The organism is Enterococcus nangangensis (assembly GCF_005405245.1).
Taxonomy (GTDB): Bacteria; Bacillota; Bacilli; order Lactobacillales; family Enterococcaceae; genus Enterococcus_J; species Enterococcus_J nangangensis.
This window is the reverse complement of sequence record NZ_BJDR01000033.1, coordinates 1-18,892: the sequence shown is the minus strand read 5'-3', so window position 1 is coordinate 18,892 and position 18,892 is coordinate 1. Positions and strand designations below refer to the sequence as shown.

Below are 18,892 nucleotides of genomic sequence, written 5' to 3'. Positions count from 1 at the left end.
TTTGTATAGAAAGTTTGAAAAACTTTTGAGACAAATGAGGGGCCACATTTTGGGACAATTTCCCTTTCGCTTGACAGACCTTCTGAAAATTTCTCTAAAAAAACTTACGCTTGGGTAACAATCTTGGTTAATAATTCTGGGTCAAAGACTCCCGCTTTCAACATGGCAATTTCATAACCATATGGCGAGAACTGGTTTTTCTTATCTGGACCCACATAAGGTGTCTCTAAAATTTTAGGTAAGGCCGCTAGTTGAGGATGATGAACCACGTAATTCAAAGCCTCAAAACCAATCTCACCAAAGCCAATATTAGCATGGCGATCTTTATGGGCACCGCGAATATTTTTGGAATCATTAACATGGATTACTTGTAGCTTATCCAAACCAATCACTTGATCAAATTCTTTTAAGACGCCATCGAAATTATCTTTGATATCGTAGCCGGCATCATGGGTGTGGCACGTATCTAACGTAACCGAGACTTTTTCTGATAAGGTCACGCGACTAATAATTTCGGCTAGCTCATCAAAAGTCCGCCCAACTTCGGTTCCTTTTCCCGCCATGGTTTCTAAAGCAATTTGTGGAATTTGTTGTGGCGTTAAAACTTCGTTTAAGCCCCGCGCAATGTTTTCAATGGCCGCTTGACTCCCAGCACCAACGTGAGCCCCAGGATGCAAAGTAATTTGCGTAGCGCCTAGTGCTTCTGCCCGTTGAATTTCTTGGCGCAAAAATTCCACACCAAAAGTAAAGTTTTCTGGTTTTAACGTATTTCCCAAATTAATAATGTAAGGCGCATGCACGACGATGTGACTAATATTTTTTTCTGCTAATAATTTTTCACCCGCGGGAATATTTAATTCAGCGATGGGTTTACGCCGCGTATTTTGTGGCGCCCCTGTATAAATCATCATGGTTGTGGCTTTATAACTGGCGGCTTCTTCAGCTGCTCCTAATAACATTTTCGGTGCTTTCATGGAAACGTGGGAACCTAAGAGTAACATTGCTTTTCCTCCTTCGTCGTCTTTGCTGAGCATCAGCCCCAGGGACAACAAAAATTCTCTTCATTTAATCATCTTACCGAAAAAAAGTTTTTTTGTCTGAAGTTATTACTTGAAATTTTGCAATTCCCTAAAGATTTGGTTACAAAAAGCTTTGGTAATTTCTGAAAGCTACCTTTTGGGAATTGAATTTGTTATAATCAACCAGAATGAATAAAAATGAGGTGAATTCGTTGCCACAGCAAAATAAACCAAATAAAAATCCGCTGCAAGACTGGTGGCGCAAAAATCAACGCCAGCTGCGCAATCTTGCTTTTGGCTTAAATGTTTTTTTCGGTGTCATCCGTAAATTTTTCTTACTTATCGTGGCTTTCGGCCTGTTGGCAGGTGCCTTATGTTTAGGTATCGGGACAGGTTACTTCGCCTATCTCGTCTCTGACACTGAAGCTCCTTCCAAAGAAGAATTAGCTAAAGAAATCAACGACTACGATGAAGTGTCGAAAATTATTTATTCTGACGGCGGGAACATTGCCACCATCAGCTCGGATTTGATTCGGACTTCCGTCTCTTCGGAAAATATTTCTGATTACTTGAAAAAAGCCATTATTTCTACCGAAGATGAAAATTTTGAAACCCATAATGGCGTGGTACCTAAAGCTTTAGCCCGCGCAGTTATTTCCGACATTACCGGTTTAGGGGGCAGCTCGGGTGGTTCCACCTTAACGCAACAGTTGGTTAAACAACAAATTTTAAGTTCAGAAACCACTTTTAAACGCAAAGCCACCGAAATTTTATTAGCGATTCGTGTGGATAAATTTTTTAGTAAGGATGAAATCATTACTTCTTACTTAAATGTTTCGCCTTTTGGTCGTAATAATAAAGGACAAAACATCGCTGGGGTGGAAGAAGCGGCTAAAGGAATTTTTGGTACGACGGCTAAAGATTTAACTTTAGCTCAAGCAGCCTTTATTGCGGGCTTGCCCCAAAGCCCGATTATTTATAGCCCTTACGCTGGGGATGGTTCCTTGAAAGAAAATCTTTCAGCCGGCTTAAATCGTAAAGACATCGTTTTATTTAGTATGTACCGGGAAAAAGCTATTACCAAAGAAGAGTATGAAGCGGCTAAAGCTGAAGATTTGACTACGCAATTTCTTCCGCAAGCTAAAGCAGCCCAAAGCACTCGCGGCTTTTTATACTACACCGTACAAAAACAAGCGATTAATATTTTAATGACGCGAGATTATACGGCGGATGGTTTAAGTGCTGAGGATGTCAGTGGCGATGATGATGTTTACAACCAATACTACGAACAAGCACAAAGAGAATTGCAACGTAACGGCTATACAGTTACCACCACTATTGACTCCAGTATTCAAGGCGCTTTAGATGAAGCCGTCGCCAATTACGGGTACATGTTAGATGACGGCCGTGGCTCTTACGTTGAAAACGGTGGCGTTTTAATGGATAACCACACTGGTCGCATTTACGGCTTTATTGGGGGGCGCGACTTTAACACCAGTCAAAATAATCACGCCTTTGATACGAAACGTCCGCCAGGTTCCACCATTAAGCCCGTCTTAAACTACGGTCCAGCAGTGGATATTGGTTTAATCGGGACGCAAACCATGCTTTCTAACTTCCAAACTTTTTATAAAGAAGAACCGGAAACTGAAATTTGGAATGCTGGTACACCACCAGATAGCACCTTCCGTTCTGCTAGTAATGCTTTAGCGAACTCGATTAACGTCCCGGCTTATCATTTATACCAAGCTTTGATGGCCAAAACTGATCCTGCCACTTACATGGAAAAAATGCAATATGACGTCAACTCTGACGAGTGGCACAACGAATCCTCAACTTTAGGACAAATGGATGTGACCGTTTACGACCAAACAAAAGGTTTTGCAACTTTAGCTAACGGTGGGGTTTACAATAGCGGCTACATGATTGACAGTATTAAAGATTACGATGGCAACGTGATTTATCAACACGAAGCTAGTCCGGTGGAAGTCTACTCTAAGTCAGCAGCCTCCATTATGAATTACATGATGCGTAACGTTTACCAAAGCGGCACCGGAACCACCGCACACAACACTTTAGATAGCTTGAACAGCACGTTAGCTAACGCCGATTGGGTAGGGAAAACTGGGACGTCTACCGACAATAAAGATTTTTGGTTTATCGCTTCAACTCCAGGAATTACTTTTAGCTCATGGATTGGTTACGATGATGGCACTTCCATGGCCCGTGGTAATTCTAGTGCCAACCAACAATATTGGGCGTACGTCATGAATCGCGTTTATCAAGCTAACCAAGATATTTTTGAAGCGGGTACTAAATTTGAATTAGATCCTGAAGTCGTTGCGGTGGAAGTTTCTAATTTCACCGGTGAAAAGATTGCTAACTTCCAGTATGACGGTAAAGATTACGTCACACCAGGTAGTAAAGTAACCAGTTACTACGCTAAAGGATTTACGGCACCCACTACAACGTACGAGTTTGCTATTGGTGGGAAAGCTTCCGACTACACCACTGCTTGGAAAGATAAATTGCAGTTAGTCAAACCAATCGTCACGCCACCGGCAGCGACTACGCCATCTACCACCACTCCATCCTCTTCTGAAGAAAAGAAAGAAGAGGAAAAGGACAAAGAAGAAGAGAAAGATAAAGAAGAAACGCCAGCTGCTGGGGATGCTAATGCTAATCCTCCGGCTGCGCCGACAAACCCATAACTTTAAATAATGAAAAAGCTCCAACAACATCCACCTAGGAACAAGGTAATGTTGTTGGAGCTTGCTTTTTTATTCGACAGTGACGCTTTTCGCTAAGTTACGCGGTTTATCCACATCTAAGCCGCGTTGCAAAGTCGCGTAGTAGGCAATTAACTGCGCCGGCACAATGCTGACTAAAGGACTTAATAAAGGATTAACCACCGGCACTTGCAAATTATCTTGGGCTTGGGCTAAATCTTCCCGCACAATCGTATAGACATTAGCTCCCCGGCTTTTCACTTCTTGAATATTGCCGCGGGTGTGACTGGCGGTCACTGGATCATTAATAATCGCTAAAACCGGCGTGCCCTCTTCAATTAAGGCAATCGTGCCGTGTTTCAATTCACCAGCCGCAAAACCTTCTGCTTGAATGTAGGAAATTTCTTTTAATTTCAAGGCGGCTTCCAAGGAAACTTCATAATCCATGTAACGGCCAATGTAAAAAGCATTCCGGGTGGTAGCTAAATATTGATCTGCTTGAGCGGCAATGGTTTCTTTTTCACTAATCAAAGAGTCCATCCCATTAGCGACTAAGGACAACTCATGAGCTAAATCAATTTGTTCCTCCTTAGGTGCTAGTGCTTGGGCTAAACAAGCTAAGACTGCAATCTGAGCCGTATAAGCTTTGGTGGAAGCCACCGCAATTTCTGGTCCTGCTAAAATCGGCAGCGCAAAATCGCTTTCCCGCGCTAAAGTCGAACCTAAGACGTTGGTAATCGTTAAACTAGGATAACCTAACTCTTTGACCCGCACTAATACTTGCCGACTGTCGGCTGTCTCACCACTTTGGGAAAGAAAGATAAAGAAAGGCTTGGCGCTAAAAAGCGGCATCCGGTAGCCAGCTTCACTAGCTAGTAAGGCACTAGCGGGTTTAGCCACCCATTCGCTAAAGAAATGGGCGCCAATCCGACTGGCGTGCCAACTAGTGCCACACGCTACCAAATTAATACTGTCGGCTTCTTTTAAAGCGGCTAAAAGCGCTGGGGTAATGTGTTGGCCTTCATGCAAATATTCTTTGACAATCCGCCGAATAGCCATCGGTTGCTCATCGATTTCTTTTAACATATAAAAAGGATAGGTGCCTTTATCTAAGTCGTTACTATCAATTTCTGGCACAAAACTCTCCCGTTTTACTCCATGACCGCAAGCATCTTCCAGCTGAACGCTAGCAGCGGTTAAAACGGCCAACTCACCATCGTGAATCTCTAAAAATTCCGTAGTGTAATCTAACACCGCTAAGGCATCGCTAGCAATCACGTTAAAGCCGGCGCCTAAGCCAATCAGGAGGGGACTTTTATTTTTAGCAGCGTATAATGTATCGTTATCACTCGCATCAATTAAGCCAAAAGCGTAAGAACCTTCGATTACAGCCAAAGCCTTTTTAAAAGCTTCTTTCGTGTTAGTACTTTCTTTAGCAAAATGAGCGATTAAATGGACAGCAATTTCTGAGTCTGTTTCCCCGTAAAAATGATCTGCTGATAAGTATTTTTCTTTTAATTCCCGATAATTTTCAATTACCCCGTTGTGGACTAAAATAAAATCCCCTGCTTCACTCGTATGGGGATGGGCATTTTCTTCTGTCGCTTTTCCGTGTGTCGCCCAACGCGTATGACCAATGCCTAAGGTGCCATTAATTTCCGGCGTTAATTTTCCTTCTAACGCTTTTAAAGGACCAACTGCTTTGACTAATTGTTGGTGATCTTGTAAATAAATTCCCGCTGAATCATACCCACGATATTCTAAACGTTTTAAACCATTAACTAAAATTTCTACCGCCTGGGGATGACCCACGACGCCTACGATTCCACACATTCGGACACCTCTTGACTAGACCAATTGTTATCAATTTTAATTGGTATACCTATTATTTTTCTTTCGAACGTTAATAATCTTAACTTTATAACATTTGTTTGTCAATTGGTTTTAGCTATATTTATAAAATAAAAACGGTAAAAAAAAACTGCCGTAAAAATTAAACGGCAGGTTTAACTAACGCTGTGGTATCCAGGCAGCGGGAATGGCGATGGTCTGGGTTGGCTTTTTGGTGGTGGCTAAGGTGAAGGCCGCTTCCCCAATAGCTCTTAAATGATGATCGATAGTCGGTAACTGCAACAATTCGCCGCTTAGCTGTTGGTCTTGTCCAATTAGTAAAGGCTGGGGTAAGTTATTTTTGTGATATGCCTTGGCAAAGCCCACTGCAATGTCATCTCCATTACTGAAGACGGCTGCAACCTTTTCACCTCTGCGTATCAGTTCCGCAGCCGCCTGATAGCCATCTTTTGGCGTAACAATCTCAGTAAAAACCAACGCTGGTCTTGGCAGCTTACCAAAAATTTTTTGGTAAGCCATTAAGGTCGCTTGACTGGTGGCGCTCATTGCAGCCGGTCGGCTTAAAAGTATGGCAACCGGCCATTTACTCTGATCTTTTAGCCACTGAAAAGCCGCTTCGTAAGCTGGAGCGCGCTCCACGTAAACTGCTGGCAGCTTCGCATTTTGCGGATTCTCACAACAAATCACCGGTCCATACTTTTGATACGCTGCTAAGGTCGCTAACGAAACACCATGAGAAGTAAAAATTAAAGCATCAAAGGCTTTGCTGCGGAGTTGCTCCAAGTAGGTGAGCTCTAACTTTTCATCATAAGCTGAGGGCAAAATCACAATGCGATAACTAGTGGAAAAAGCCTGTTGAATAATTCCTTTTAAAATTTCGCTAAAAAAAGGATGCTCCACATGGGGTAAGACCACACCGATATTGTGGGTCTGTCCTTTACTCAAATCACGAGCAATGTCGTTGGGAACGTAATCTAACGCCGCAATCGCTGCCAAAATTTTTCCTTTGGCTTGGGGCGAAACATAATTTTTTTGATTTAACACCCGCGAGACAGTCGCTTTTGAATAACCGCTCATTTTTGCGATATCCGAAATATTGGTCATGGCTCCTCCTTTGCTTTTTAAAGGAGATAGCGCCAGATGCCCGCTCCTACTCCATCTTCATTATTGCTAGTCGTGACAAACTTGGCCACTTTTTGCACTTCTTTTTGAGCGTTAGCCATGGCAATAGGCCAACCCACCATTTTCAACATCGGTAAATCGTTATGTCCATCGCCAAAAGCTGCCGTCTCCTCAAGCCCTAACTTTTCTTTGGCCATAATTATTGCTAACCCTGCTGATTTTTGGGCAGCTTCATGCGTAATTTCTAAATAAGCCGTCCCCGATTGTTGAATCGTAATCCCCTTAAGTTCCAAGGCCGTTAAAAAGTATTGCAGCCGCTGCAACTCTTCAGAGTCAAAAGTAATCAACATGATTTTAAAAATTTTATGCGGCCCCGTCTGAAAAAATTCCGTGGGCTGAATAATAGTAGGTGTTTGGCCGGTAATCTTTGCTTCATACAAGATGCCCGCATCTACGCTTGCCGTATACCAGTGCTCTAAATCGTAAAAACTAAGACTAACCTGAGGAAAATAAATTTGAATGAGGGTGATTAAGCGCCCCGCTAAATCTCCGGTTAAATACTTTTCTTCTAAAATTTGTAAACCTTGCGGCGTGGGGGCGTATACTAAGCCGCCGTTAAAAGCCACTTGCCAGTCGGTTAACTTTAAAGCCTTGAGGACAAAAGCCATTTCCATTGGCGCCCGGGCAGAGACTAACGTTACTGGCAGTTGACTAGCTAAAATTTTAGCGACGTTGCCTGAACTAAGCGTGCCATCACTAGCCAAAAGTGTCCCGTCTAAATCGGTAAAGATATGTTTTATCATCAGCTTACCTCCCTTATCTTGGCCCTACTATACTTTATGAAACGGGTTTTAGGTCAAGGGAAAAGTTAAAAAAGTTTCTGACACCAAGCTTTAACGGCGAAAAACTACGCACCATTCCTCAGTAACAGAAACTTTTTAAGTTTAATCGTTGCGACGATTGCCACCAAATAAAATGACTAGCCGTAGCAACTGCAAGAAAGTCGATAAAGCAGCGGCCACGTAAGTTAAAGCTGCCGCAAACAAAACTTTTTTCACCATGGGAACTTCCTCTGGCGTCAATAAGTCGCCCGCGGCTAAAATTTTCACTGCACGGCGCGAGGCATCAAATTCCACCGGCAAAGTGACTAATTGAAAAAGTAAAGCCAAAGAAAAAGCGAAGATGCCAATATTAATCAAGGTTTGGTTCCAACTAATTAAGACCCCGATTAAAATCAAAGGAATTGAAATCGTCGAGCCGATATTCGCAATGGGCACAATGGCATGACGAATGCGCATCGGTAAATAATCCACTTGATCTTGCACGGCGTGACCACATTCATGAGCAGCCACCCCAATGGCGGCCACAGAAGGTGAATTGGCGGTACTTTCCGATAAATTCAGGGTTTTATTTTGCGCGTTGTAATTGTCCGTCATGCGGCCGCTAATTGGTTGTACCACTACATCAGTAATGCCACTATCACTTAAAATAAATTGAGCAGCAGCTGTTCCCGTAACATTTTTTGCGCTACGAATTTTGTCAAATTTATTAAAGGTACTGTTGACATAGGCGGACGCCGCACCAGAAATCAGTAACCCGATAATCACCAAAAGAAAGGTTGGATCGTAATAGTAAAACACAGGATTTCCTCCTCTACTTATTTTCTTTAGTGTATCATGAAATACACTAATCGTCTTTTGTTTGCCGCATCTCTGCTAAAAGGGTGGCGGCTCTTTTTTGATTCATGTTTTTTTCTTGTTGCAAGGCCTGAGTTAAGCGTGCTATCTCTTGCCCTGACGCTCCGACGCTCATGGCTAAAGAACGAGCTTGTAAGCTCATATGGCCTTTTTGAATGCCTTCACTCACTAAAGCCCGCAAAGCCGCTAAGTTTTGCGCTAGGCCGACAGCAGCTGCCACGGCGGCTAATTCTTGGGCTGAATTGTCCGTCAGCTGCAACAGTTCTAAGGCAGCCTGGGCTTTTGGTAAAACACGCGTGGCCCCGCCCACCGTTCCTAAAGCTAACGGCAAGGTCATGGTTCCCAGTAGTTCATCCCCCACCACGTGCCATTGACTCAAGCCGCGATAAGCAGCAACTCCTTCATAAACCAAGGTACTAGCATAAGCGTGGACTGCCGCACTCATGGCCCGGGTATCATTACCGGTAGCTAAAACGACAGCTTCGATACCATTTAAGATGCCTTTATTATGGGTCGTCCCCCGGAAAAGATCCACTTGGGCTACAAGACTTGCCGCCGCAATTTTTTTAGCAATCGCCAAGCCTTGGTTCGTTCCTTTAGCCACTTGCCCCACTGGCAGACGACAACTGACGGTCACCAGCGCGTGGTCATTGAAATTACTTAAAATACTCATTAGAGGCGGCAAGGGGATTTCTTGACGCAAAACTTGCGCTAGACTTTCCAAAATCGTGTTTACTATATTGGCTCCCATCGCCTTTTGGGTATCTACTAAAATATCCACCGAAAAAAAGTGTTGGGGTAAAGAGCGCCAGCTTATTTTCCGCAAGCCGCCCCCGCGTTCCACAATGGAAGGATAGGCTTGATTAGCCGCAGCAATTAACGTTGGTTTTAAGGCCGTTAACGTGCTAGCTAGTTGTGCAGGGTCCGTAACATCTTGTAAAACAATTTGCCCCCCCACTAAACGGGGCGTGACTGTCGCTGCAACGTTTCCCACCATTTTTGCCCCGTAATTACAAGCCGCCACTACCGAGGGTTCTTCAGTCGCTAAAGGGACTTGATAAGTTTTACCATTGACTTGGAGATTACGCACCACACCTAAAGGAATTTCTGTGGTGGAGATTTGATTTTCAATTAAGTGCTGACTGATTTCTGGGTCAAGACTCTGAGCCCTAAGGATTGCTGCACTTTGTTTCGTCAAGTGACCTTCTGTCACTAGTTGCGCTAATCGTTCCTTTGCTGTTAACTGATAGAAACGTTGCTGTTTCAGCTTTTCAGGAGTTGGAGCTTGTCCGACACGCTCTAATAAAACTCCCAAGCCTAGACCACCTCCGACGCATAAAGCGGCAATCCCTAATTTTTTATCGAGACTACTTAATTGGTTGCTTAAGGTAGTGACAATCCGTGCACCAGTAGCCCCAATCGGGTGCCCTAAGGCGACACTCCCTCCCCAAACATTAACTTTTTCAGGAGATAATTGTAAAGTTTCTTCCACCGCAATAGAAGTCGCTGCAAAAGCTTCGTTAATTTCAAACAAGTCGATTTCTTCTTGGGTTAATTGATTTTGTCCTAATAACTTTTCAATTACTTTAATGGGCGAAATCCCCATTACAGCTGGATCTACACCAATTTCCACAATATCTTTAATGACCGTCTGGTAAGGCAACTTTTGGCTATCGGCAAATTCTCGCGTTGTCACTAATAGTGCTGAGGCACCATCACTTAGCGCCGAAGCATTCCCCGCGGTAACTGTCCCGTCTTCTTGAAACACTGTTTTTAAGGTGGCTAACTTTTCCACAGTCGTTTGTGGCCGGAGACACTCATCTTGCGTTAAGCCAGCCAGTGGCAGCATTTCTTTTTGGTAGTAGCCAGCGGTTGTCGCCGCCCAGGCTTTAGCTTGCGATTGTTGCGCAAAAAGATCTTGTTTTTTCCGACTGACATGATACAAAGTGGCCACCTGTTCTGCCGTTTGTCCCATGTGTTGCTGACTAAAAGCATCCCGCAAGCCATCTTGCAACATACTAGGAAGCAACTCTTCAGCTTCCTCATATTTTAAAAAGGGCGCTTGGGACATATTTTCCGTGCCCCCACATAAAATAATCCCGGGCGTCATTTGGAGTGCTTGACTAGCTAGTTGGAGCGCCTTTAGGCCTGAGCCGCAGACTTCATTAACCGTAAAAGCGGGAACCTCATAGGAAAGGCCTGCTTTTAGAGCAATTTGCCGCGCGACATTTTGACCGTTGCCGGCTTGTAAAACATTGCCAAAAATAACTTGTTGAATTTCCGGTATTAATTGTTGATTTCTTGTTAAAAGTTCACGGCTGATGGTCGTACCTAGTTCCACTGCCGAAAATTTGCTTAAGGTACCATGGAATTTTCCCATGGGGGTTCGTAACGCGTCTAAAATGACAATTTCTTTCACCGCAAAACACCTCCATATTGCAATATATCATGTTGAAATAGAAAAACAAATAACAAATGACTAGGGCTAACTTTTTTATAAAGATTCTTTAACATTACTTAAAAATCTTCACAAAAAGTAGTGAGGAACTTTAAAAATATGTTACCTTTAATGAAAAGAATTTACTAAAGGAGATTAGCATGACCATCGGAATTGATGCCTTAAACTTTTTTGTCCCCCCTTATTATGTAGAGATGACGGAACTAGCTGAAGCACGCCAAGTAGATCCCGCTAAATATACCATTGGCATTGGCCAATCGCAAATGGCCGTGGCCCCTAGGAGCCAAGATATTATCACCTTAGCCGCTAGTGCCGCCGAAACTATTTTAACAGTTGCCGACCGCCAAGCAATCGATTTAATCATCATCGGTACCGAGTCCAGTATCGATGAATCAAAAGCAGCCGCTGTCGTCCTCCACGGTTTATTAAAACTGCAACCTTTTGCCCGCGCCATCGAAATTAAAGAAGCGTGCTATGGGGCTACCGCTGGTCTCCAATTAGGTAAAGATTATTTAGCACAACATCCTGGGCGCAAAGTATTGGTGGTGGCGACAGATATTGCGAAATACGGCTTAAACTCTGGTGGCGAACCGACACAAGGGGCTGGGGCGGTGGCGCTACTTTTGAGCCACCAACCAAAAATTTTAGCCTTAGCTAGTGATAATGTTACTTTGACTGGCGATATTTATGATTTCTGGCGCCCCACTCACCATGAGTATCCTTGTGTGGATGGTCACCTTTCCAATGCCACGTATCTAGACTTTTTCCAAAAAGTTTGGACGGAGCACCAACGACAGACGCGTTTAACCTTAACAGATTATGCAGCTTTATGTTTCCACATTCCTTACACAAAAATGGGCCGCAAAGCTTTACAAACTATTTTACCCACAGTAGCGGAAAGTGAACAAGAACGCCTTTTAACCCGCTACGAAGAAAGTATTCAATTTAGTCGCCGCGTTGGTAACTTGTACACCGGTTCCCTTTATCTCGGCTTATGTTCCTTATTAGAAAATAGTCAGGCCTTACATGCCGGCGATCGCCTAGGCTTTTTCAGTTACGGCTCTGGTGCCGTAGGGGAATTCTTCTCCGGAACACTCGTACCCGGCTATCAAGAACATTTACACGGGACAGCTCATCAAAAAATGTTAGACGCACGCCAACGTCTCACGGTGCCCCAATACGAAAAAGTTTTTGCCGAAAAAATTTTGCCCCAGACGAACTATACCTTCCAAGATGATTTACCTTTTAGCATAAAAAAGGTTCATGAAGGGATTCGTTATTACAATGTGCCAGAATAAAATAAAAAATCACCCCCAAGCCTTTTAAGCGTTTGGAGGTGATTTTTTACTATGCTAACTCTTGACGAAAACTAGCGACAGCTTCCTGAATTTCTTGATAAATAACGGCGCATTCGGCTAAATTTTTGGCATTAGCGCCACTAGCTAGCGGGTGACCGCCACCGGCATGACGTTTCGCGATTTCATTAATCACGGGACCCTTTGAGCGTAAACGCACGCGGTAAAAGCCTTCTGGTTGGGCGACAAAAATCGCCCAGGCTAAGATACTATCAATTTTTCCAGGTAAGGAAACTACCGCCGAAGTCTCTGAATCCACGACGTTGTATTTTTCCATGACTTCTTGGGTTAAGAAGACCTGACCAGCCCCCAGTTCATCCATTTGCAAGTTTTCAAAGACGTAACCAAAAAGTTTGGCTACTTTATAAGAAACTTGATCTAATTGGCGATTCAATTCTGCCCGATTAAAGTTAAATTCAGCTAACTTACCGGCGACTTTTAAGGTCGTGGGGGAAGTGGCAGGATACAAAAAGCGCCCTGTATCCCCTACAATCCCAGCGTACAATAAGCGAGCACCGTTATCAGAGATTTTTAATTCATCAGGGTAAGCAAAATAAAAACGGGCAATAATTTCACTACAACTGCTAGCTGCTGTATCCACATAGGTCAAATCGCCATAAGGTTCGTCGTTAGGATGGTGGTCAATTTTAATCCAGGCAGCACCTTTATCGTAGTCATCGCCAGAAATCCGCGCGCTATTGGCGGTATCGGTAACAATCACCAGGGCGCCTTGATAATCAGTGGTTGTTACTTCATCCATCGTATTGAGAAAATCCAGCCCTTCTACCGGACCACCGGCTAGTAAAACACGTTTTTCAGGAAAAGTCGTTTTAATAATTTCAGCGAGTCCCCCTTGCGAACCTAGGGCGTCAGGATCCGGCCGTTTATGACGGTGAATAATAATTGTTTCATACTCTTTAATTTTTGCTAATATTTCATCCGTAATCTTCAAAAAGAAGCCTTCTTTCTATGGTTTTTCCATCACTTGGCAAATCACAATGGATTTAGCCACGATGCTATTTTCCAAATACACTTCAATATCTAGTTTGGCCGACCGGCGACCAATTTCTAAAATCCGCGGCCGAATAGAGAGTTCACTTTCCAATTGAATCAAACGGAAATAATGAAGATTGACTTGTTCAATTAAGACATTGCGTTTTTGATGCGTCAGCATAATCCGTTGGGCAGCAGTAGCGACGATTTCACTTAAAACGCCAAAAGAAATCGTCCCTACGCCATTCACCATTTGTGGCGTGACCGTAAAGCGGTATTCCGTGCCGGTGGCTACTCGCGTATCTTCTACATTATTCAATTGCGCAGAAATTTGATCAGAAATCGTATCGGTCATTTGGGGTTGCCGTTGGACTAATTGCATCGCCTTCATAACATCACGGCGGGAAACAATCCCTTCCAAGGTCAAATCGTCTTTCACTACGGGCATAACTTCCAGGCCGTCCCAAATCATTTGGTGAGAAACGCTGGCGACACTCATCCCACGTTTAACAGCAATGGGATCTTTCGTCATAGCTTTATCAATAGTTTGGTTATCATTTTTTTCCATCACATCTTTAGCCGCAATCATGCCTAGGACCCGCAAGTGATGGTTCACTACTGGAAAACGGGAGTGCTTAGAAGAAGCGGCCAATTCTTTATATTGGCTGATGGTGTCAGTGGCGTACAAATAATTAGTTTTCTCTAACGGCGTGTAAATATCAGACACTAGCATAATATCTTTTTTAATGAGTTGGTCTGACAAAGCGCGGTTAATCATGGTGGCCACCGTAAAGGTATCATAGGTCGTACGCAAAACCGGCAAGGTCAGCTCATCGGCTAATTGTGCAATTTCTGGTGTGGTGGCAAAGCCCCCGGTAATTAAAACCGCAGCACCTAACTCTAGGGCTAGTTTTTGTACTTCAGCGCGGTTCCCGACAATCATTAAAGAGCCGGGTGTAATGTAGCGTTCCATAGCGTCAGCAGTCATGGCCCCAATGACAAATTTATTTAAATCTTTGTCTAGACCCTTTTGTCCGCCTAAAACGTCCCCTTCAATAATCCGAACTACTTCGCCGAAAGTTAAACGTTCAATATTTTTCTTTAATTTTCTTTCAATCCGAATTGTCCCCACTCGTTGAATGGTGGAAACTAATCCGACATTTTCCGCATCTTTAATCGCCCGATAGGCTGTCCCTTCACTGACGCTTAAATTTTTGGCGATACTCCGCACCGAAATTCTTTCTCCTACTGGCAAAGACTCAATGTAGGAGAGAATTTGATCATGTTTAGTAGCCAACGTCGATTCCCCCTATAGTGAATATGTTGCCCCTGGTGCTAAAATTACCGCTACCTCAGGTGAACACATTCCTTGAAATTTTACTGGATCTTGTTGAATCACGGGAAAAGTATTGTAGTGAATCGGGATGGCTTTTTTGGCCCCCACCGCAGCGACACAACGGGCAGCATCTTTGATGCCCATCGTATAGTTATCCCCAATCGGTACTAAAGCAAGATCAATGTCAAAATCTTCCTTTAACAAGCTCATATCGGAAAAATAAGCAGTGTCCCCTGCTATATACAAGGTTTGATTATCCGCTTGTAAAACAAAGCCCGCCGCTTCTCCTAAATAAATATTTTCCCCATTTGCTTTTGAAAAACTAGAGCTGTGTTGGGCAAAGACCATTTTTAAATGGCCAAAAGGAAAAGCGTAGCTACCCCCAATATTCATACCATGGGCCTGGATCCCTTGCTGAGCCAACCAATCGGCCATCTCCGCAATACAAACCACGGGAATTTTGTCTCGTTTGGCTAAAGGCACTAAATCATCAATATGATCGTTATGGCCATGGGTAGCCAAAATATAATCAGCAGTAATGTCTTTTAAAGCTAGCGGTGCTTGGGGATTATCTGTAATAAACGGATCCACCAAAATTTTCGTACCCGCTGCCAAGGTAATGAGTACACAAGCATGACCGTAATAGGTGACTTTCATCAGGGAAACCTCCTTTTCTTCGCTACAAATAAAACTTCTCGTCTTCTTGATTATAACAGATAAACTAAAAAAGTAATACAGTAAACCTAGAGAAAGTTAGGGGATATCTTGGAATTGGTTTTCGCTCCTAACCCTTGCCTGCTTTTCGACCTAAAACAAAGACGACCCGCAAATCCAGGGTCGCCAGATGTTACTATTCTTTTATTTTTGCACGCCCACAATAAAGGTAAAGATACATTCGCAGACTTTTTCAGTTTCCACCGTAGCATAGGCGGTGGCCGTCCCGATATTGCCTTTAAATTTTGTAATATCAAAATGCAATTTCAAGACATCCCCCGGTTCTACTTTCCGTCGAAATTTAGCTTTATCAATGCCGCCGATATAGGCGGTCTTACCGGCAAATTCTTCTTTCGTTAAAATCCGAATGGAACCCGCTTGAGCTAAAGTTTCAAGAATTAATACGCCAGGCATCGTGGGGTTACCAGGAAAATGACCTTGGAAAAAATCTTCATTGATGGTGACATTTTTAGTGGCGACAATCCCATTTTCCGTCAGTTCATCCACATAATCGATATAGCAAATCGGGTAACGGTTGGGAATAATTTCCATAATTTGTTGTGCGTTGTATACTTTTTTCATTTTAGTCCTCCCATTTTTTAAACGCTAAGACGGCATTATGCCCGCCAAAACCAAAAGAGTTGCTAAGGCAATATTGCGGGGAAACTTGTCGCGCTTCGTTGGCTAGATAATCTAAGGGGCAAGCTGGGTCTTTTTCGCCTAAGCCCATGGTGCCGTGGGCAATTCCTGTTTGCAAGGTTTGGACACAAGCGATGGCTTCAATTCCCCCAGCGGCTCCTAATAAATGACCTGTCATACTCTTAGTGGAAGAAACCGCCACCTTAGAAGCCTGATCACCGAAAACTTTAATAATTGCCGCGCTTTCTTCTTTATCGTTAGCCACTGTTGAAGTGCCATGGGCATTAATATAACCGACTTTTGCTGCGGTAATTTGGGCATCCGTTAAGGCTTGTTCCATCGCGGCTGCCGCGCCAGTCCCCCCGACACTAGGTGCTGTAATATGGTAGGCATCCGAGGTGGCGCCGTAACCCACTACCTCGGCTAAAATAGTAGCTCCTCGTTTTTCAGCGTGGGTCAGCTCTTCTAAAATCAGCATGCCACTCCCTTCCCCCATCACAAAACCGTGCCGTTTAGCATCAAAAGGAATCGAGGCTTTTAAAGGGTCCGTACTAGTGCTTAAAGCCCCTAGACTTTGAAAACCCGCAATTCCCATCGGGCAAATGGCCGCTTCACTGCCCCCCGTTAACATGACGTCAGCTTGGTTCTGGCGAATTTTGGTAAAAGCTTCCCCAATTGCATTAGTTGCTGAAGCACACGCGGTAATAATCGTTTCGGAAACGCCTTGTGCTTGAAAAGCAATGGAGAGATTCCCGGCTAATAAATTAGGAATAATCATCGGCACAAAAAAAGGACTGACCCGCTTTGGGCCTTTACTATTTAACACTTGTACTTGATTAGCAAAAGTGGTCATCCCCCCAATACCCGTCCCGACGATTACACCAAAGCGCTGACTGTCAAGGTTAGCGGCAGCTAGTCCCGCTTGGGCTACTGCTTCTTGCGCCGCCACTAAACCGTATTGGCAGTATAAATCTAAACGTTTGCTTTCTTTTTTTCCTAATAAACTGGCGCCGTCAAAATCTTGTACCTCACCAGCTAATTTTACGTCAAAATCGGCAGTATCAAAGTGGGTAATGGGGGCGATTCCTCTTTTTCCTGCTACTAAATTACGCCAAAAATCAGCGACTGTCTGACCTATCGGGGTAATCGCCCCTAGGCCCGTAATGACTACTCGTCTCATCTGGTTCCTCCTTTAAATGACAAGAAAATTAGTTTGATTATCAAAGTATTTTCTCGTAAAAATTCACTCTCGTCATTGAGAATGAATTTCATTTGCATCGTAACAGATTTTTTTCAGCGGGTCAAAAAAAGTTTTTCAAAATGAGAGTAACCTTAGAAAATAGCGAGGAGCGCTTAGTCAGTAAGGAGCGCTTTCCCAAAATAAAAAGGACTATCTCCAACTAAAGATAGTCCTTTTTATAGCTTAATTTTTCGCTGCTTTTTTCATTTTAAAATAACGATAAACTGTCATAATCGTTGCCACTAAACATAAGATAAAGGAGGCGCCAAAGGTTACTTGCATCCCATAAATAAAGACTTGCGGCTCGTTAGTTAAGTAGGTCGTGACGTGTTGACCATAATTGTGACTCATGGCGGCGTATAAAATCGTCGTGGCACTAGCAATTCCTAACACCATCCCCAGATTACGGGCAAAAGAATTCAAAGAAGTAGCCACGCCCAAATTTTCCACCGGTACGCTACTCATCACGGTGGTGTTGTTGGGAGATTGGAATAAAGCGTTCCCTACCCCCATCAACGCAGAAGCAAAGATAAAACTGGCTAAAGGTGTATTTAAGTCCAACAAGAAGTAACCAGCACCCGCGATACATAACAGCACTAGACCGATCACCGTCAAAATCGCGGGTCCTACTTGGTCTGTAAAATAACCAGCTAAAGGCGAACCCACCACCATTAATAAAGGAAAGACCATCATCAAAAGACCAGCCGTTGCTGCCGAATAGCCCCGAGCGTTTTGCAAGTAAAAAGGCAAAACGACATTAGCAAAAAAGTTAGCGGCAAAAATTAAGACCGCCGTTAATAAAGAAATAGTAAACATTTTATTTTTAAAAATACTAAAGACGATTAAAGGGTGTGCTTGCCGTTTTTCAAGCCAGACAAACGCAACCCCGCTAATGATGGCTAAAGCAAAGAGCAACAACGGAATCAGAGTATGATACCCTACTTCCTGGCCTAAGAAAATCCCGCCAAAAAGCCCAACAATTAAAAGCGCAAAAGAAATAAAGCCAGAAAAATCAATTTTGTCGTGACTGGCATGAATATCTTGCGGTAAATAATGACTGCCAATTAAAATGGTCGCCAGCCCCACCGGTACGTTGATCCAAAAAATATAAGACCATGGCAAACGCGCCAATAAAATACCGCCAATCCCCGGACCGGCGATAGCCCCTAAAGAAACGAAAGAGCCGATAATCCCCAGTGCCCGCCCCCGTTCATTCATGGGAAAAACTTCGGTGGCAATGCCAGAGTTGGTAGCCATGGTCATGGAAGCTCCCACCGCTTGGACCACCCGTGCTAACAATAAGAATGCAAAGGAATGATTAATTCCACATAATAAGGACCCAATGGTAAAAATCCACGTACCTAATTTATAAATTTTAATCTTTCCTACGCTGTCCGCAATTTTCCCAAAAAGCAATAGGCAGGCACAAACCACAATTAAATACACAGAAACTACCCATTCCACTTGATTCATGGGGACAACTAAATTGTCAGAAATCGTCGGCAAGGCGATATTGACGATACTGGAGTCCAGCGTTGACATAAAGGTAAAGAGGGCCACGGATACTAAGACCCACCAGCGATTTTTTTGGACGATAGGATCGTCTTGATAACTTTTCACGTAAAAACTCCTTTCACTAAAATCCATTTTATTTTAAGCGTCAAATCGAGTAGGAGGTAGACGATTATTTCGCCTACCGACCTCTCACACCACCGTACGTACGGTTCCGTATACGGCGG

14 protein-coding genes are annotated in these 18,892 nt (G+C 43.6%); 2 read left to right on the top strand and 12 right to left on the bottom strand.

The features are described from left to right. Positions 1-104 precede the first annotated feature (104 nt). Complete coding sequence (locus FFM57_RS09130; RefSeq protein ID WP_137600213.1) at positions 105-1,001, bottom strand: deoxyribonuclease IV; 897 nt, start codon at positions 999-1,001, stop codon at positions 105-107. 221 nt (positions 1,002-1,222) lie between these two features. Between FFM57_RS09130 and FFM57_RS09125 the strand changes: the two genes are divergently transcribed. Next, entirely contained in the window at positions 1,223-3,730 is a 2,508-nt protein-coding gene (locus tag FFM57_RS09125) for a transglycosylase domain-containing protein (RefSeq protein WP_371851256.1), read from the top strand. A gap of 69 nt (positions 3,731-3,799) precedes the next feature. Here FFM57_RS09125 and glmS read toward each other — a convergent pair whose 3' ends face one another. From glmS to FFM57_RS09100, 5 genes are all read right to left on the bottom strand, one after another. Then, a complete protein-coding gene (glmS, locus tag FFM57_RS09120) occupies positions 3,800-5,581 on the bottom strand; it encodes a glutamine--fructose-6-phosphate transaminase (isomerizing) (protein ID WP_137600211.1) in 1,782 nt (593 codons plus the stop codon). Positions 5,582-5,758: 177 nt separating this feature from the next. After that, positions 5,759-6,703, bottom strand: coding sequence for a LacI family DNA-binding transcriptional regulator (locus FFM57_RS09115; protein ID WP_137600210.1), 945 nt, complete (start codon positions 6,701-6,703; stop codon positions 5,759-5,761). Positions 6,704-6,720: 17 nt separating this feature from the next. Continuing rightward, on the bottom strand, positions 6,721-7,527 hold the full coding sequence (locus FFM57_RS09110) for a Cof-type HAD-IIB family hydrolase (RefSeq protein WP_137600209.1): 807 nt from the start codon (positions 7,525-7,527) through the stop codon (positions 6,721-6,723). 138 nt (positions 7,528-7,665) lie between these two features. Next, entirely contained in the window at positions 7,666-8,361 is a 696-nt protein-coding gene (locus FFM57_RS09105; protein ID WP_137600208.1) for a zinc metallopeptidase, read from the bottom strand. A 46-nt stretch (positions 8,362-8,407) separates the two neighbouring features. Next, a complete protein-coding gene (locus FFM57_RS09100; RefSeq protein ID WP_137600207.1) occupies positions 8,408-10,837 on the bottom strand; it encodes a hydroxymethylglutaryl-CoA reductase, degradative in 2,430 nt (809 codons plus the stop codon). A gap of 179 nt (positions 10,838-11,016) precedes the next feature. Here FFM57_RS09100 and FFM57_RS09095 point away from each other — a divergent pair, with 179 nt between their 5' ends. After that, the gene (locus FFM57_RS09095) at positions 11,017-12,174 is read left to right on the top strand and encodes a hydroxymethylglutaryl-CoA synthase (protein ID WP_137600206.1); all 1,158 of its coding nucleotides are present in this window, start codon (positions 11,017-11,019) and stop codon (positions 12,172-12,174) included. A 49-nt stretch (positions 12,175-12,223) separates the two neighbouring features. On the opposite strand, the gene FFM57_RS09090 is transcribed toward FFM57_RS09095, so the two are convergent. The 6 genes from FFM57_RS09090 to FFM57_RS09065 all read right to left on the bottom strand — a co-directional run bounded on the left by FFM57_RS09090 (position 12,224) and on the right by FFM57_RS09065 (position 18,773). Continuing rightward, positions 12,224-13,183: a DHH family phosphoesterase gene (locus FFM57_RS09090; protein ID WP_137600205.1), complete on the bottom strand. Its 960-nt coding sequence runs from the start codon at positions 13,181-13,183 to the stop codon at positions 12,224-12,226. Between the two features lie 15 nt (positions 13,184-13,198). Beyond that, positions 13,199-14,521, bottom strand: coding sequence for a DRTGG domain-containing protein (locus FFM57_RS09085; protein WP_137600204.1), 1,323 nt, complete (start codon positions 14,519-14,521; stop codon positions 13,199-13,201). A gap of 12 nt (positions 14,522-14,533) precedes the next feature. Beyond that, entirely contained in the window at positions 14,534-15,217 is a 684-nt protein-coding gene (locus FFM57_RS09080) for a metal-dependent hydrolase (protein ID WP_137600203.1), read from the bottom strand. A 201-nt stretch (positions 15,218-15,418) separates the two neighbouring features. Next, positions 15,419-15,856 (bottom strand): 3-hydroxyacyl-ACP dehydratase FabZ, encoded by a 438-nt coding sequence (gene fabZ / locus FFM57_RS09075; protein ID WP_137600202.1) that lies wholly within the window; start codon positions 15,854-15,856, stop codon positions 15,419-15,421. Position 15,857: 1 nt separating this feature from the next. Next, positions 15,858-17,093: a beta-ketoacyl-ACP synthase II gene (fabF, locus tag FFM57_RS09070; RefSeq protein ID WP_137600201.1), complete on the bottom strand. Its 1,236-nt coding sequence runs from the start codon at positions 17,091-17,093 to the stop codon at positions 15,858-15,860. 243 nt (positions 17,094-17,336) lie between these two features. Continuing rightward, complete coding sequence (locus tag FFM57_RS09065; protein WP_137600200.1) at positions 17,337-18,773, bottom strand: MFS transporter; 1,437 nt, start codon at positions 18,771-18,773, stop codon at positions 17,337-17,339. Between the last annotated feature and the right edge of the window lie 119 nt (positions 18,774-18,892).

What these genes read in the sequence shown, in the direction of transcription:
- glmS (WP_137600211.1), bottom strand. Translation starts at nt 5,581, where the DNA reads ATGTGTGGAATCGTAGGCGTCGTGGGTCATCCCCAGGCGGTAGAAATT.
- FFM57_RS09080 (WP_137600203.1), bottom strand. Translation starts at nt 15,217, where the DNA reads ATGAAAGTCACCTATTACGGTCATGCTTGTGTACTCATTACCTTGGCA.
- FFM57_RS09130 (WP_137600213.1), bottom strand. Translation starts at nt 1,001, where the DNA reads ATGTTACTCTTAGGTTCCCACGTTTCCATGAAAGCACCGAAAATGTTA.
- FFM57_RS09115 (WP_137600210.1), bottom strand. Translation starts at nt 6,703, where the DNA reads ATGACCAATATTTCGGATATCGCAAAAATGAGCGGTTATTCAAAAGCG.
- FFM57_RS09095 (WP_137600206.1), top strand. Translation starts at nt 11,017, where the DNA reads ATGACCATCGGAATTGATGCCTTAAACTTTTTTGTCCCCCCTTATTAT.
- fabF (WP_137600201.1), bottom strand. Translation starts at nt 17,093, where the DNA reads ATGAGACGAGTAGTCATTACGGGCCTAGGGGCGATTACCCCGATAGGT.
- fabZ (WP_137600202.1), bottom strand. Translation starts at nt 15,856, where the DNA reads ATGAAAAAAGTATACAACGCACAACAAATTATGGAAATTATTCCCAAC.